Below are 16,124 nucleotides of genomic sequence, written 5' to 3'. Positions count from 1 at the left end.
GCAGTCGGCTTTGCGCATCATTTCTACAAAAGAAACTCACGGCAAAAACAATGAGACTACCTACAAAATTAATGGCGGCGCTGGCGGTGGTCAGTCCGCTGGCATACGGTCAAACCAGCGTGACGTTATATGGCCGTCTCGACGGCGGCGTGGAATATCTGAATCACATCAACAACGGCGCGGGCGGCACATCGAACCGCTGGAGCGCTGAAGGCGGCGATTGGGGCACCAGCATGCTGGGCCTGAAAGGCAACGAAGATCTGGGCGGCGGCCTGAATGCGATCTTCAATCTGGAAACCGGTCTGCAAGTCATGAACGGCACCACCAGTGGCGGACGCCTGTGGTCACGGCGCGCGTTCGTCGGTCTGAAGGACAATCAGTGGGGCACATTGCAGGCTGGGCGTAATCTGTTTATCGACAGCGACGGCGTGTGGGAATTCGACCCGTTCGTGCAGCAGGCGTTTTCTTCGGCCTCGCTCGTGCGCGGACGCAACTGGCAGCAGACCAGCAACAACGTCGAGTATCACAGCCCGGTGTTATGGGGCTTCGACGTCCAGGCGCAGTACGCGTTCGGCAACCAGGCAGGCGCGTTCAACAACGGTGCGGCGGGCGAGTTTGGCCGCTCCGACGGCATCATGCTCACGTATCACTCGCCGCTCTTCGACGTGCGCGGCATCTACGACGAACTGCGCGACAGCAATGGCCGCTTCAGCAACATCTTCCAGGCCTCGCGCGAATATTTCGCCGGTGCGAACGTGCATTTCGATGCGTGGAAGATCCAGGGCGCCTATACGCATTACTCGGCGCCGGATTCACCGGTGGGCGTGGCCGATAGCGCCGATCACTACTGGCTGGGCGCCACGTACAACATTCAGTCACGCTGGGCGGTGACGGCGGGCGGCTATTACATCAAGGTCGGCGACGGCGGCGGCGATGCCGCGCACGACCCGTCCGGCCACGCGATGATGTACGTGCTCGGCACCACGTACAACCTCTCCAAACGCACGTTCGTGTACGGCACCGTGGGTTACGTGCGCAACGGCAGCAATTCGAATTTCTCGCTCGAAGCGTCGCCGCGCGATGCGACCAATAACACAAGCCCACTCGCGGGTGAATCGCAAACCGGTGCGTACGTCGGGATGTTGCATCAGTTTTGACGCAGTAAAACGACTCACAAGGGAACAACAACATTGACTCCACAAGACTCTCACGGCGAGTTCGCCGCGAGCGATGAACCGTCCACGATGACGCGCCGCCGCTGGCTGCAAGGCGCGCTCGCGTTGACGGCCGCGGGCCTCACCGGCTCGCTCACGCTCAAGGCGCTGGCCGACGACTCGGCCGCGCCGCCCATCGACGCCTTCATGACGCTGTCGCAATCGCTGACGGCGAGACCCGCTCTCGATCGCGATGTCGGCACGCGCCTGCTGGCCGCGTTGCAGAAGTCCACGCCCGATCTCGCGCAGCAGTTGCCGAAGCTGGCCGGCGCGCTCGCCGCCGGTTCCGCCGACGCCGCGCAGCAGGCGCTCGCGCTGAAGATCATGGAAGCCTGGTATCTCGGCACGGTCGACAATCAGGTTGTCACGTATGAACAGGCGCTGATGTACGACGTGGTGTCCGACACGTTGATCATTCGTTCGTACTGTCCCAACAAGCCCGGTTTCTGGGCCGCCAAACCCATCGAAAGGCAAGCCTGAGCTATGGCCGATGCACAAAACCAGGCTGAACAAGCCGATATCGTCGTAGTCGGGTCGGGCGTTGCGGGCGCGATCGTCGCGCATCAGTTGGCGTTGGCCGGCAAGTCCGTGATCCTGCTCGAAGCAGGGCCGCGCATGCCGCGCTGGGAGATCGTCGAGCGCTTTCGCAACCAGTTCGACAAGTCGGACAACTCCGCGCCGTATCCGTCCAGCGCGTGGGCGCCGCATCCGGAATACGGGCCGCCGAACAACTATCTGATCCTGAAGGGCGAACACAAATTCAACTCGCAGTACATCCGCGCCGTGGGCGGCACGACATGGCACTGGGCCGCGTCCGCATGGCGCTTCATGCCGAACGATTTCCGCATGAAGACCACCTACGGCGTGGGCCGCGACTGGCCGATGGACTACGAGGAACTGGAGCCGTATTACCAGCGTGCCGAAGAAGAGCTCGGTGTGTGGGGTCCGACCGACGAAGAACTCGGTTCGCCGCGCAGCCAGCCGTATCCGATGGCGCCGCTGCCGCTCTCGTATAACGAGCAGACCATCAAGAGCAAGCTCAACGCATTCGACTCGGGTTATCACGTGGTGACCGAACCGGTTGCGCGTAACAGCCGTCCGTACGACGGGCGCCCAACCTGTTGCGGCAATAACAACTGCATGCCGATCTGCCCGATCGGCGCAATGTACAACGGCATCGTACACGTCGAAAAAGCGGAGCAGGCCGGCGCGAAGCTGATCGTCAACGCTGTCGTCTACAAGCTCGAAGTGGGTGCGGACAAGCGCATCACCGCCGCGCTGTACAAAGATCCGCAAGGCAACGAGCATCGCGTGGAAGGCAAGTATTTCGTGCTGGCTGCGAACGGTATCGAAACGCCGAAGATCATGCTGATGTCCACCAGCCACGATTTCCCGCACGGCGTGGGCAATAGCTCCGACATGGTGGGCCGCAATCTGATGGACCATCCGGGCACGGGGATTACGTTCTACGCGGACGAAAAACTCTGGCCGGGCCGCGGTCCACAGGAAATGACCTCGCTGATCGGCTTTCGCGACGGCCCGTTCCGCGCGAACGAGGCCGCCAAGAAGATCCACCTGTCGAACCTGTCACGCATCGACCAGGAAACGCAGAAGATTTTCAAGCAGGGCAAGCTGATCAAGCCGGCTGAACTGGACGCGCAGATTCGCGACCGTTCGGCGCGCTTTGTCGAGTTCGACTGCTTCCACGAAATCCTCCCGCAGCCGCAAAACCGCATCGTGCCGAGCAAAACGGAGGTCGACGCGATCGGCATTCCGCGCCCCGAGATCACGTACGCGATCGACGACTACGTGAAACGCGGCGCCGTCCATACCAGAGAGGTCTACACGAACGCGGCGAAAGTGCTGGGCGGCACCGAGATCGAGTATCAGGACGAATTCGCGCCGAACAATCACATTACCGGCGCGACGATCATGGGCAGCGACCCGCGCGACTCGGTGGTCGACAAACATTGCCGGACCTTCGATCACCCGAACCTGTTTATTTCGAGCAGCGCGACGATGCCGACCGTGGGCACCGTCAACGTGACGCTGACCATTGCCGCGCTGGCACTGCGCATGGCCGACCAGTTGAAGAAGGAAGTTTGAACGTGCTGAAAAAGACCTTTTTCTGGCTGCTGGCCGCTGCGTTGACCTCGCCCGCATTGGCGCAGGCTGATGATTCCGCGAGTCCGGTGAGCGGCAACGACACCGCGTTGATCAAACGCGGCGAGTACCTCGCCACCGCGGGCGATTGCATGGCCTGCCATAGCACCGCCAAAGGCAAGCCCTATGCCGGCGGCCTGCCGTTGAAAGTGCCGATGCTCGGTACGATCTATTCGAGCAACATCACGCCGGACCCGCAAACGGGTATCGGCGCGTGGACGCTTGCGGACTTCGATCGCGCGCTGCGCAAGGGCGTCTCGAAGGACGGCCACAATCTGTATCCGGCGATGCCGTACGTCTCGTACGCGAAGGTCAGCGACGACGACGTGAAGGCCTTGTATGCGTACTTCCGTTACGGCGTGGCACCGGTGAACGAGGCCACGCGCACGAGCGACATTCCGTGGCCGCTCAACATGCGCTGGCCGCTGACCGTATGGAACTGGGTGTTCCTGAAAAACGGCGCGTATGAAGCGAAGCCGAATCAGAGCGTCGCCTGGAATCGCGGCGCGTATCTCGTGCAGGGCCTCGCGCATTGCAGCACGTGTCACACGCCGCGCGGCTTCGCGATGCAGGAGAAGGCACTGGATGAAACCGGCAGCGGTTTCCTCGGCGGTTCGGTGCTGGCGGGTTGGGAGGGCTACAACATCACCTCGTCGGTCAATAGCGGCATTGGCGGCTGGAACCACGCGCAACTCGTGCAGTATCTGCAAACCGGCAGCGTGCCGGGTCTCGCGCAAGCGGCCGGCCCGATGGGCGAGGCCGTCGAGCATAGTTTCTCGAAGATGAGCGACGCGGACATCGATGCAATCGCCACTTACGTCCACACGGTGCCGGCCGTAGAGGGCGGCAGTTCGCAAGCTCGCAGCACGTGGGGCAAGCCATCGACAGACGTTACGCGCTTGCGCGGCGTTGCGTTGAGCGACGGCACGCTCGACCCGGCACGGTTGTACCTCGGCAATTGCGCAAGCTGCCACCAGGCGCAAGGCAAGGGCACGCCGGATGGCTACTATCCGCCGCTGCTGCACAACTCGACGGTGGGTGCGTCCAATCCGGGCAACCTCGTCCAGGTGATCCTGCACGGCGTGCAGCGCAAAACGGCCGCCAACGACGTCGGCATGCCGGCTTTCGCCACGCAGTTGAATGACGCGCAAGTCGCCGCGTTGACCAACTATGTGACGACGCAGTTCGGCAATCCGGCGGCCACGCGGGTGACCGATAAGGACGTCGCGAAGCTGCGTTAGGTCGATCAACCGGGGCATGCGTACGAGGCCGCTGGGTCACCATTAAAACCGCAAGCCGAATGAAAGGGGCGCCGCCAATCATCGGTACAACGGGGCATTCGATGTAACGTGCCGTGCAGTTTTGTGCGCATCGGCGCATCATCGATAGGCCTTGCGGTCCTCAAGCGTCCTTTCCACGTTCTTCCGCGCGAACACGGTTCGCCGGGCACGGCCGATGCACGTCGTCCCGGCGAAGAGTTCCCAACCGCCGAACAAGGAGTGTCCCTATGCAAAACGATCCCGCCCTCGATCAGTTGTGCATCAACACGATTCGCACGCTGTCGATGGACGCAGTGCAAAAGGCTAATTCCGGTCACCCCGGCACGCCGATGGCACTGGCGCCAGTCGCCTATCATCTGTGGCAAAACCACCTTCGCTACGATCCGGACGAGCCGCTCTGGCCAAACCGGGATCGTTTCGTGCTCTCGGTGGGGCACGCTTCGATGCTGTTGTACTCGCTGCTGCATCTGGCCGGCGTAAAGGCCGTGGATGAGCACGGCAAGCCCACCGGTTCGCCCGCCGTCTCGCTCGACGACATAGAGCATTTCCGCCAGCTCGACAGCAAGACACCGGGCCACCCCGAGTACCGTTTGACCACCGGTGTGGAAACGACGACCGGTCCGCTCGGCCAAGGGCTCGGCAATAGCGTCGGCATGGCAATGGCGGCGCGCTGGTACGAAAGCCACTTCAACAAACCGGACGTGCCGCTGTTCGATTACCGCGTCTATGCGCTATGCGGCGACGGCGACATGATGGAAGGCATCTCGCACGAAGCGGCGTCGCTCGCCGGACATCTGCAACTGTCGAATCTGATCTGGATCTACGACAGCAATCGCGTGACGATTGAAGGCCACACGGATCTCGCGTATAGCGACGACGTGGAAAGCCGCTTTCGCGGTTACAACTGGCACACGCTTCGGGTGAACGACGCGAACGACGCCGCGGCGCTGGAGGCCGCGTTTGTCGAAGCGAAAAGCATCACGGACCGGCCGACGCTGATCGTGGTGCACAGCATTATCGGCTGGGGCGCGCCGCATAAGCAGGATAGCTCCGCCGCGCACGGCGAAGCGCTCGGCGTCGAAGAAGTGGCGCTGACCAAGAAGTTCTATGGCTGGCCGGAAGACAAGTTTTTCTACGTGCCGGACGGCGTGCGTGAACGTTTCGCAGAGGGTATCGGTGCGCGCGGCAAGGCGGCGCGCGCAGCATGGCAGACGAAGCTCGACGCATACAGCACGAAATATCCGGACCTGTCACGCCAGTTCGCACAAATGGAAGCGCATGAATTGCCCGCGGGCTGGGACAGCGATATCCCTACCTTCGATGCGGATCCAAAGGGAATCGCGTCACGCGATTCATCCGGCAAGGTGCTCAACGCGATTGCCGCGCGCGTGCCGTGGATGATCGGCGGCGCGGCCGATCTCGCGCCGTCCACCAAGACCAATCTGAAATTCGAAGGCGCGGGTAGTTTCGAGCACGACAACTATGGCGGCTGCAATCTGCACTTCGGGATTCGCGAACACGGCATGGGCGCGGCGGTGAATGGTCTCGCGTTGTCGAATTTGCGGCCGTTCGGTTCGACCTTCCTGATTTTCAGCGACTACATGAAGCCGCCGATTCGCCTGTCCGCGATCATGGAGGTGCCGTCCATCTTTGTGTTTACGCACGATTCGATCGGCGTCGGCGAAGATGGCCCAACCCATCAGCCGATCGAGCAACTGGCGTCGCTGCGTGGGGTGCCGGGGCTGACCGTATTGCGCCCGGGCGACGCGAACGAAGTTGCCGAGGCATGGCGCGTAGCCATGTCGGATCCACGGCGGCCGTCGTGCATTGTCGTGTCGCGCCAGGCGTTGCCGACGCTGGACCGCACGCGCTATGCGCCGGCCAGCGGCGTGCAGAAGGGCGCGTATGTGCTTGCCGACGCGCCGGACGGGCAGAAGCCCGAGGTTATTCTGCTCGCCACGGGCAGCGAGTTGTCGCTCTGCGTCGACGCCTACGAGAAGCTGAAAAGCGAAGGGATTGCCGCGCGGGTGGTTTCAATGCCGTCGTGGGATCTTTTCGAGCGTCAGGACGAGGCATATCAGGAGGCCGTGCTGCCGTCCGATGTGGACGCACGTGTGGCCGTCGAGCAGGCGGCAACGCTCGGTTGGGATCGTTATGTCGGGCGGCTCGGCGCGCAGGTGGTGATGCATACGTTCGGCGCGTCCGCACCGCTGGCCGACCTGAAGAAGAAGTTCGGCTTCACGCCCGAGCGCGTGTATGACGCCGCGAAGCAGCAGATTGCGCGGGTGAAGGGCAAGACCGGCAAGCAGTAGCAGGGCCTGTTTGCAGGCGTTCGCGCGGCCCGTATGGCTAGGCGAGCGTCTGCACCGCTGTTGCTCCAGTCTCCACACGGCCGGCTGTACCGTCGAGCGTGTTGCGATAGCCATGCGATTGCATTTCCGCAAGCCTGCTGAGTGTTCTCGACAGATCGTGCGCGCCCTCCAGTCCGCTGAGCGCCGCCTCGATCGGCTGATCGGAGGCGATGAACAGCGCGCATTTGCGGTCGTAGAAGATGTCGACGAGCCAGATGAACCGTTGCAGCGTATGGGCTTTGGCAAGCCATTCGGTGTGCACGTGGTCGAGAATCAGGCCATGCCATTGCTCGGCGAGATCCAGATAATCGAGGTGCGAACGGCTCGCCACGCACAGGCTCTCGAAGTCCGCCCATAGCAGGGCCGCGCCCGCGGCACGTGCAACGAGCGGCCGGCCTGCCGCGCTGACGGTGGTTGACTCCAAGGCCTCGTTGCCTTCATAGCGCACAAAAATGTCCAGTAGCGCGTCGTGCGTCGCCGGGTCGAGCGGTGCAAAAAAATGCGGAAGTGCCGCTTCTTCGGCGCCGAAACGGTAATCGCGCGCACCGTCGAAGTGAATCACAGTGAAGCAGCGTTTGATCTGTTCGATGGTCGGCAGGAAGCGCTCGTGAAACTCCGGGTCGGACAACAGCGTGTCCGGTGCGTAGTTCGACGTCAGCACGATGCGCGTGCCCTGGCCGATCGCGGTATCGAGAAAGCGGCCCATCAGGAATGCATCGGCGATATCGTGCACATGAAATTCGTCGAAGCACAGCAACTCCACGCCGTCGAGCCATTGTTTCGAGACCGAGCCCAGCCGATCGTCGCCGCGCGGCTCGTTCACCAGACGCCGGTTCATCTCGCGTAGAAACTCGTGAAAGTGCACGCGCCGTTTGCGGCAGTCCGCCAACTCGAACACCGTATCGACCACCAGGCTTTTGCCCCGGCCAGGCAGCCCATGGCAATACACGCCCTGATGCGCGCGCGCGGCGTTAGTTTTCAGACGGTGCCCGTTATCATTCGCGCCGAGCAACGCGACGAGCGCCGCAATGGCATCGCGCTGCGTGGCATCGGGAACGATCTGGCGCGCGGCGAGGGCACTGACTATCTGGGTTTCATCGAGCATCGGTTGAAGTTTCTGTCTGTTGTTCCTGTGCGCTTTTTGTTCGTCACCGGGTCAGCGCCTCAATACCCGCTGCAATTCGCGCGGATCGACCGGCTTGGTGAAATGATGGTCGAAGCCGGCCGCTTCGGCGGTCTGCTTGTCCTGCTGCTGGCCCCAACCGGTGACGGCGATCAGCAGCATGCCGGCATCGTGATAATCGCTGCGAACGCGGCGCGCCACTTCATAGCCGTTCAGGCGCGGCAAGCCGATGTCGAGAATCACCGCATGCGGGGCGAATTCGCCGATCAGTTGCAGCCCGGCGATACCGTCACCGGCTGTGCGAACCTCGTGGCCTTCGAGTTCGAGCACCATGGCGAGACTATCGGCGGCGTCCGCATTGTCGTCGACGATCACCACACGCAAGCCCTGCGAGCGCGGTACATCGAGCAGCGCGCTATCGGAAGGCTGTGGGATCGCTTTCGACAAGGGCAGACGGATCACGAACTCGCTGCCGCTGCCCGGACCGTTGCTGAATGCGGCCACGGTGCCGCCGTGCAGTTCGGCGAGGCCGCGCACCAGCGCGAGACCGATGCCGAGGCCGCCCTGCGAGCGGTCCAGCGCAGGGGCGAGTTGCGAGAACATTTCGAACACGCTGTTCAGATGCTCGCGCGGAATACCGATGCCTGAATCGCGCACTACGATCACCGCTTCATCGCCTTCGCGCGATGCGGCGAGCGAAATGTCGCCGCCTGGCGGCGTGTACTTGGCGGCATTGTTCAACAGGTTCAGGATCATCTGCGACAGCCGTGTGGGATCGGCGTCGAGATAGAGCGCCTCGCGCGGCAAGGTCACGCTCAGATGATGCGCCGAGGCCTGCACGGTGGGCCGCGCCGCTTCCATGGCCGCCTGCATCGCGCGGGCGAGTTCGAGCCGCTGTTTGCGCAATTCGAGCTTGCCCTGCGTGATGCGCGACACTTCCAGCAGGTCGTCGACCAGATGCGTCATGTGTTGCAATTGCCGCTCGAATACGTCGCGCGACCAGCTTAGCTGCGGGTCGGCAAAATCTTTCAGACGCAGGATTTCGAGCACGTTGCGCATCGGCGCGAGCGGGTTGCGCAACTCATGTGCGAGCGTGGCGAGAAATTCGTCCTTGCGGCGGTCCGCCTTCGAGAGTTCCAGGTTCAGGCGTTGCAGTTGCTGTTCGGCACGTCTGCGCCCGGTGATGTCGCGGCTTACGCTAACTGCGCCATAGATGTCGCCGCGCGCGTTCGCCAGCGGTTTGACGACCGTTTCGCAGACGCCGTGAGTGCGGTCGCGTCGCACGAAAACCAGTTCGCTGCGCCACGTGCCCTCGGCGGCGAGGGCGGCGAGCGCTTCCCGGCGAATGCGCAATGCGTCTTCCGGCAGATTGAACATTGCAATTGGCTTGCCGAGAATTTCACGCCTCCGGTAACCCAGCATGCGCTCGCCGCCGGCGTTGAAATCGGTGATGTTGCCGCGCAGATCGGTGATGACGATCGCGTCGCTCAGATGCTCGAAAATGGCAGCCTGACGCAACAGCACGGTCTGCGCGTCCTTGCGCCCGGTAATGTCGATGCCGAGACCGTAGATCGTCAGCGGCTCGCCGTGCTGGTCGTAGGTGGCGCGGCCGCGGCCTTCCATCCAGCACCAGTCGCCGCTCGCATGCAGGAAGCGGAATTCGGCAACGTAATCATCGCCGTTTGCCACGGCAAGGTCGACCGCCTGCTTGAGCGCGCTAAGGTCGCCGGGGTGGATCAGTTCGAAAAAGCCCTCGGGCATTTTTGCAAAACGTCCCTCGGCATAGCCCGCGAGCGCTTCCAGTTCGCGGCTCCACCAGAATTTGCCCGATTCCGGCTCATGCGACCACGCACCCATGCGCGCCCCGCGCATGGCGAGACTCAGCACGTCACGGCTTTCCTGCAAAGCTTTCTGCGCGAGCTGATGCCCGGCGAGGGAAGCTTCCGCGTTGCGGCGCGCAAGCAGCAATTCCTGCTCGTACTTATGACGATCCGCGACGATCAGCGCCGCCACTTCGACGTAGCTGCTTTCGCCATGGCGGCGGCTCACTGCGTTAAGCAGCATCGGCACGACGTGGCCGTCCCGATGCAGCATGTTCAGTTTGACCTCGGCCACTGAGCCTTGTTTGTGCAGCAGCGGCGACCAGTGCGTCCGGTAGAACACCTTGCCCTCGGTAGTCAGCAGATCCTGAATAGACTTCGCCTCGGCGAGTTCCGCCGCGCTATAGCCAAGCCATGTGCAAAAGGTGGTGTTGACACGCAGGATCCAGCCATCGGGAGTGGTCACGAGCAGGCCGCAGGCGGCATGCTCGAAAAGCGCATCGGAGGAGGGCAGCGGACGGTACGCGCTCTGCATCGTCTTATGGGCTCAGCGGCTCGGCGCTACGGGGCATGCACGGATTGCAGCCAGCGCCATGCGCCGGCACCATGGTCCGCTTGCCGCTAGCGCAAATCTTTATGTCGTTGTATTTGCTGAAGCTCATGATCGAATCCTGTGACCTGCCAGTGGGCCAGGGTAAGCGATAAATACTGCGGTAAATATGGCGGTAAATACTCCAGGGCCCGGCGCGAATAGGGAATGTTACCGAAGTTTGAGTGTTTTCCCCAACCCGAGCGGACTATATCCGTCCGTATACAGCGGGATAATGATGTCGAAGTGAATGCAAAGTTATGCGCAATGCACGTAATCAGCACGATATGCACGGCGGAAGGGCGTTTCATCGATCTTTCCGCACAACAACCCGCGCTTGCGCACGATGTATCGGGGCGAGTCAAGACAGCATAAATCAGGAAGCGGCAGCGCGCCCGGTGAGCTATGTTGACGAAACAGGAAGCGGCAGCGCAGACCAGGGAGAATGAGGTGACGTTCGACAACAGAATGGACGAGAACGATGACGTTGTGGTTTGGCGGCCCATCCCGTATGCGATGGCTTCGAACCGTCGCGTGCTCGTGGTCGACGATTACCGGGAAGCGGCTGAAGCGCTGCAAATGCTCCTGGCTGCCGACGGTTTCGAGTGCCGCGCGCTTGAAGACCCGTTTGCCGTTTGCGAGGCGGCCTGTGAATGGCGGCCGTTCGCGGTTCTGCTCGACATCAAGATGCCGGGTCTCGACGGCTTCGAACTGGCGCGCCGCCTGCGCGCCGATCCGTTGACTTCGGACATGCTGCTGGTGGCCTGTACGGCATTTTCTTCACGCGCCGACCGGGCGCGTGCCAAAGCAGCGGGTTTCGACGCGCATTGTGCCAAACCCCTGACGCCGGAGCGTCTCTTGCGCGTGCTCGAATCGGCTGCCGCGATGCCTGCGCTCGGGCCACCATAAAATTTACGCCTAAGCGGTGTCTGGGTCCGGAATTTGCTGGAGCAGCAAGCTTGCGCATGCCAAACACATGTGCGGCATTCTCAGCTTCCACAGGAATCCCTATGTCATCCCAGACCAGCTATTCGACGCGCATCGCGGAAGGCACACCGTTCCCGCTCGGCGCGACGTGGAACGGAAGCGGTGTCAATTTCGCGCTGTTTTCAGCGCACGCAACCCGGGTCGAACTGTGTCTGTTCGATGAAACCGGCGAGACGGAAATCGAACGCATCGAACTGCCGGAGTACACCGACGAGGTCTGGCACGTGTTCGTGCCAGGTCTGAAACCGGGTGCGGTGTACGGTTACCGGGTCCACGGTCCTTACGAGCCGGAAAATGGACATCGCTTCAATCCGAACAAACTTTTACTCGATCCCTACGCCAAAGCGCATATCGGCGAGCTGAAGTGGGCGCCGGAAATCTTCGGTTATACGCTGGATTCGGAAGAGGGCGACCTGTCATTCGACGAGCGGGATAGCGCCCCCTTCGTGCCGAAGTGCAAGGTGGTGGACGCCAATTTTTCGTGGAGTCATCCGGAACGCAATGCGCTGCCCTGGGAGCGCGTGATCTTCTATGAGACCCATGTGCGCGGTTTTACCAAACGCCACCCCGGCGTACCGGAAAATCTGCGCGGCACCTTCGCGGGGCTTGGCCAGCAGGTCGTGCTCGATTACATCAAGGGGCTCGGCGTCACCTCGGTCGAATTGATGCCGGTTCAGACCTTCGTCAACGACAGCTACCTGCTCGACAAGGGGCTCACCAACTACTGGGGCTACAACACGATCGGCTTCTTCGCGGCCGATCCGCGCTATTTCGCGTCGTCGAGCGACCCGGTCGGCGAATTCAAGGAAATGGTGGACCGTTTTCATAACGCGAACCTCGAAGTCGTTCTCGACGTGGTCTACAACCACACTGCCGAAGGCAACGAGCGCGGCCCGACGATTTCTTTCAAAGGCATCGACAACGCGTCTTACTATCGCCTGATGCCTGACGAGCCGCGCTATTACATCAACGACACCGGCACGGGCAATACGCTCAATCTGTCTCATCCACGCGTGCTGCAAATGGTGACCGACAGTCTGCGCTACTGGGTGACCGAGATGAAGGTGGATGGTTTCCGTTTCGACCTTGCCACGATTCTCGGCCGCGAAGCGCACGGTTTCGACGAAGGCGGCGGCTTTCTCGACAGTTGCCGGCAAGACCCGGTGCTCTCGAGTGTGCGGCTGGTTGCCGAGCCTTGGGACTGCGGCCCCGGCGGCTATCAGGTAGGCGGCTTCCCACCGGGATGGGCCGAATGGAACGACCGTTTCCGCGACACGGTGCGCGAGTACTGGAAGGGCGATGAAGGCAAGGTGCCCGATCTCGCGACACGCCTGACCGGTTCCGGCGACAAGTTCAACCATCGCGGCCGGCGGCCATGGGCGAGCGTCAACTTCATCAGCGCGCACGACGGGTTCACGCTCAACGACCTGGTCTCGTACAACGACAAACACAATGAGGCCAACGGCGAGAACAACCAGGACGGCCACTCGGACAACAAGTCGTGGAACATGGGTGTCGAAGGCCCGACCGACGATCCGGAAATCCGCCAGCAACGCGAGCGTCAGAAGCGCAATCTGCTGGCTACGCTGCTGCTCTCGCAAGGCACGCCGATGATTCTTGCGGGCGACGAGTTTGGCCGCACGCAAAAGGGCAATAACAATGCATATTGCCAGGACAACGAGATCAGTTGGGTCGATTGGGAAGGCATCGACGACGACGGACGCGCGTTGACCGAGTTCGTCAAGAATCTGACCACGCTGCGTCACCGTCTGCCGGTATTGCGTCGCGGACGCTTTCTCACCGGCGAATTCAACGAGGCGCTCGAGGTGACCGACGCGCGCTGGCTTTCGCCCGACGGTACCGATCTTTCGCAGGAGCAGTGGGACGACCCGGCAATGCGCTGCTTCGGCCTCGTGATCGACGGGCGCGCGCAGGCGAGCGGCATCCGGCGTCCCGCGTCCGATGCGACCTTGCTGCTGGTGCTCAATGCCCATCACGACGTGGTCAATTTCACGCTGCCGGATATTCCCGAAGGCGATCAGTGGACCTGTCTGCTGGATACGAACATGCCGGTGCGCCCGGAGTTGCCACAATTCAGCGCGGGCGATGCCTATCAGGTAACCGGCCGATCCCTGCTGCTGTTCGCACTCGACGCGCCGAGCCGCGCAACCCAGCGCGTGTTCGAACGTCTGGAAGAACAATTGACCAGCGACGAAGGCGAACAGCCCGCCGGCACGTGAGCGAGGCGTGGCTTTCGCGTGAGCCGGTTGTAATCCCTGCCGCGGCGCGTGTAACGTTTTCACGGCCCGGCACCCTATGGAGAACGGCGGAAGTGCGGTAAATTCCGTGGAAAGGAAATAGCGCACGAACAACGTGGGGGCGTTGTGCACTGCCACCCGACCACTCATTTTTCATGGAGATCGTGACCGTGCAACGTGCGGAGCGTGCCGCAATCGACTTCCCCATGCCGTCGCGTAATTTCGCGGCGACGCGGCGCGTGCTGCTGATCGTGCTTGCCGTGTCGATTGTGTTCCCGCTGACCTGTCTGGCGGGTTATGGCTATTTCGACTACCAGCGCCGGATTGCCGACTCGAACGACGTGATCGACCGGCTCGCGCGCGTGGCCGAGGAGCAGGCCGTCAAAGTGTTGGACCTCAACCAGCAGATGGCTTCGCGCATTGTCGATCTGCTAGGCAATGACGACGACACGCGGATTCGTATGCAGGAAGCCAGCCTGCACGACCGGTTGCGGCAAATCGGCGGCGACTTTCCGCAAGTCGCGTCGATTTACCTGCTCGGTGCGAACGGCGATCTGCTGGTGTCGAGCCGCGCTTATCCGGCGCCTGTCATGTCGACGAGCCAACGCGACGACTTCGTTACCGCCAAGGCGATGCGGCCGCAGCCGTACTTTTCCCAGCCGATGTTCGGGCCGCTGTCGCAGACCAATGTGTTCAATACGTCGATTGGCCGTTCCGGCGAGAACGGGCAATTCCTCGGCGTGGTGTCCGTGGCGCTGCGCACCGAGTACTTTTCGCGCTTCTATCGCGATCTGACGAATGGCGATCCGTCGCTCTCGTTGGGGCTGTACCGCCAGGACGCCAGTCTGCTGGTGCGCTATCCCCCGTGGCCCAAGGGCGCCAAGCCGACCCCGCACAGCGCGTTTAGCGCGGCGTTGCGCGACAAGCAGTTGTTCGGCCACATTCGTCTGACCTCCTCGGTCGACGGCGTCGAACGGCTGCTGGCTTTTCGCCGGGTCGGCGACTATCCGCTCTATGTGATGAGCGCCTACGCGACGGCCGCGATCGCCGACGCATGGCGCCAGCACTTCATGGTGATCGCGGGGATCACGGCCGTGCCTTGCCTCGCGATCTGGCTGCTGGTGTTTTTCTCGTTACGCCAGCTCGCCGACGAGCGCCGCGCGTGGGAGCGCTGGCAAGGGGAAGTGGCCATGCGTCTTTCCGCGGAGGCATCGACCCGGCAATTGCAGCGGATGGGCGCGCTCGGCAATCTGGTCGCCAACGTCGCGCATGACTTCAACAATCTGCTGATGGTGGTGTCGGCCAACACCGAGCTTGCGCGTTTGAAGCGTTACAACAGCCTCGAAAAAGAGGTGCAAGCCATCGAACGCGCCACCGCCACGGCGGAATCGTTGACCCGGCAGCTCCTGAGCGTGGCGAAGAAGCAGCCGCTCAAACAGCAGCCGGTCGACCTTGCCACGTGGCTGCCGAACGCCGCGCCGCTGATCGACGCATCGCTCGGCGACAACATCGAATTTGCGTTGAACATGGTCGACAACATCTGGCCGGTGCTGGCCGATCCGACCGACCTCGAATTCGCGATCATGAATCTGGCGGTCAACGCCCGCGATGCGATGCCGCGCGGCGGGCGCTTCGTGATCCGTTGCCAGAATAACCGCCTGGTGGGCAGCGACACCTTGCTGCCGGACGGCGAATATGTGCTGATCACCTGTTCCGACGACGGCGAGGGCATGCCCGATACGGTTGTCCGTCGCGCGTTCGAGCCGCTCTTTACGACCAAGCTGCGCGGCTCGGGCACCGGTCTCGGCCTCGCCCAGGTTCTCGCCATGTGCGAGCAGGCCGGCGGCACGGCCAAAATCGACAGCGTGCCGGGCCGCGGCACGACGGTCAGACTTTACTTGCCGCGCTATCGCGAACGGCAAAAAGCCCTGGTGCCGGAGGTGGAAACGACACTGGAGCCAGCGCCGGCGTCAAAAGGCGTGGTGCTGCTGGTGGAAGATAACGAAGACGTGGCGGCCGGCGTCGCCGCCGTGCTGGAGACCTTTGGCTGCGAAGTGCACCACGAACCGACCGCCGACCAGGCGCTCGATCTGCTGAACGGCGGCGCGACATTCGAACTCGTGCTGTCCGACATCCAGATGCCGGGCAGGCTCAACGGCATCGATCTTGCTGAGAAGGTGCGCAGCGCCTGGCCCGCGCAGAAGATCGCGCTGATGACAGGCTACGCGGACGAACTCGAGCGGGCGCGCCGCCTCGGCGTGGCGATACTTGCCAAACCCTTCAATATCGACGAACTGCACGCCCTGGTGGTTTGCGAACCGTAAGACTGAGCCCGCCGG

General features: G+C 62.4%; 10 protein-coding genes. 8 read left to right on the top strand and 2 right to left on the bottom strand.

The annotated features are described in order from the left end of the window. Positions 1-50 precede the first annotated feature (50 nt). From AC57B6_RS20075 to tkt, 5 genes are all read left to right on the top strand, one after another. A complete protein-coding gene (locus AC57B6_RS20075) occupies positions 51-1,157 on the top strand; it encodes a porin (RefSeq protein WP_474632075.1) in 1,107 nt (368 codons plus the stop codon). 87 nt (positions 1,158-1,244) lie between these two features. Next, a complete protein-coding gene (locus AC57B6_RS20070; RefSeq protein WP_030100523.1) occupies positions 1,245-1,694 on the top strand; it encodes a sugar dehydrogenase complex small subunit in 450 nt (149 codons plus the stop codon). Positions 1,695-1,697: 3 nt separating this feature from the next. Next, the gene (locus AC57B6_RS20065) at positions 1,698-3,320 is read left to right on the top strand and encodes a GMC family oxidoreductase (protein WP_252890235.1); all 1,623 of its coding nucleotides are present in this window, start codon (positions 1,698-1,700) and stop codon (positions 3,318-3,320) included. Positions 3,321-3,322: 2 nt separating this feature from the next. Then, the gene (locus tag AC57B6_RS20060; protein ID WP_491563501.1) at positions 3,323-4,618 is read left to right on the top strand and encodes a c-type cytochrome; all 1,296 of its coding nucleotides are present in this window, start codon (positions 3,323-3,325) and stop codon (positions 4,616-4,618) included. Positions 4,619-4,884: 266 nt separating this feature from the next. Next, positions 4,885-6,969 (top strand): transketolase, encoded by a 2,085-nt coding sequence (tkt, locus tag AC57B6_RS20055; protein WP_496421967.1) that lies wholly within the window; start codon positions 4,885-4,887, stop codon positions 6,967-6,969. Between the two features lie 37 nt (positions 6,970-7,006). Here the strand turns inward: tkt and zapE are convergent, their stop codons facing one another. Together zapE and AC57B6_RS20045 are read right to left on the bottom strand one after the other, a co-directional pair. Next, positions 7,007-8,113 carry a cell division protein ZapE gene (zapE, locus tag AC57B6_RS20050; protein WP_496421966.1) on the bottom strand — a complete coding sequence of 369 codons (1,107 nt, stop codon included), beginning with the start codon at positions 8,111-8,113 and terminating at the stop codon, positions 7,007-7,009. Between the two features lie 51 nt (positions 8,114-8,164). Then, complete coding sequence (locus AC57B6_RS20045; RefSeq protein WP_474632071.1) at positions 8,165-10,486, bottom strand: hybrid sensor histidine kinase/response regulator; 2,322 nt, start codon at positions 10,484-10,486, stop codon at positions 8,165-8,167. Between the two features lie 504 nt (positions 10,487-10,990). On the opposite strand from AC57B6_RS20045, the gene AC57B6_RS20040 reads away from it, so the two are divergent. The 3 genes from AC57B6_RS20040 (at position 10,991) to AC57B6_RS20030 (ending at position 16,109) form a co-directional block, all read left to right on the top strand. Beyond that, positions 10,991-11,449 carry a response regulator gene (locus AC57B6_RS20040; RefSeq protein ID WP_028194538.1) on the top strand — a complete coding sequence of 153 codons (459 nt, stop codon included), beginning with the start codon at positions 10,991-10,993 and terminating at the stop codon, positions 11,447-11,449. Between the two features lie 101 nt (positions 11,450-11,550). Then, a complete protein-coding gene (gene glgX, locus AC57B6_RS20035) occupies positions 11,551-13,767 on the top strand; it encodes a glycogen debranching protein GlgX (RefSeq protein WP_030100528.1) in 2,217 nt (738 codons plus the stop codon). Between the two features lie 188 nt (positions 13,768-13,955). Next, positions 13,956-16,109, top strand: a complete 2,154-nt coding sequence (locus AC57B6_RS20030; RefSeq protein WP_454813647.1) for a hybrid sensor histidine kinase/response regulator family protein — start codon at positions 13,956-13,958, stop codon at positions 16,107-16,109. Positions 16,110-16,124: the final 15 nt, after the last annotated feature.

Source organism: Paraburkholderia sp. BGA-UO-ETr-F12 (assembly GCF_059567945.1).
Note: the sequence above shows the minus strand (reverse complement) of the source record. Positions and strands in the feature narration are given on the sequence as shown.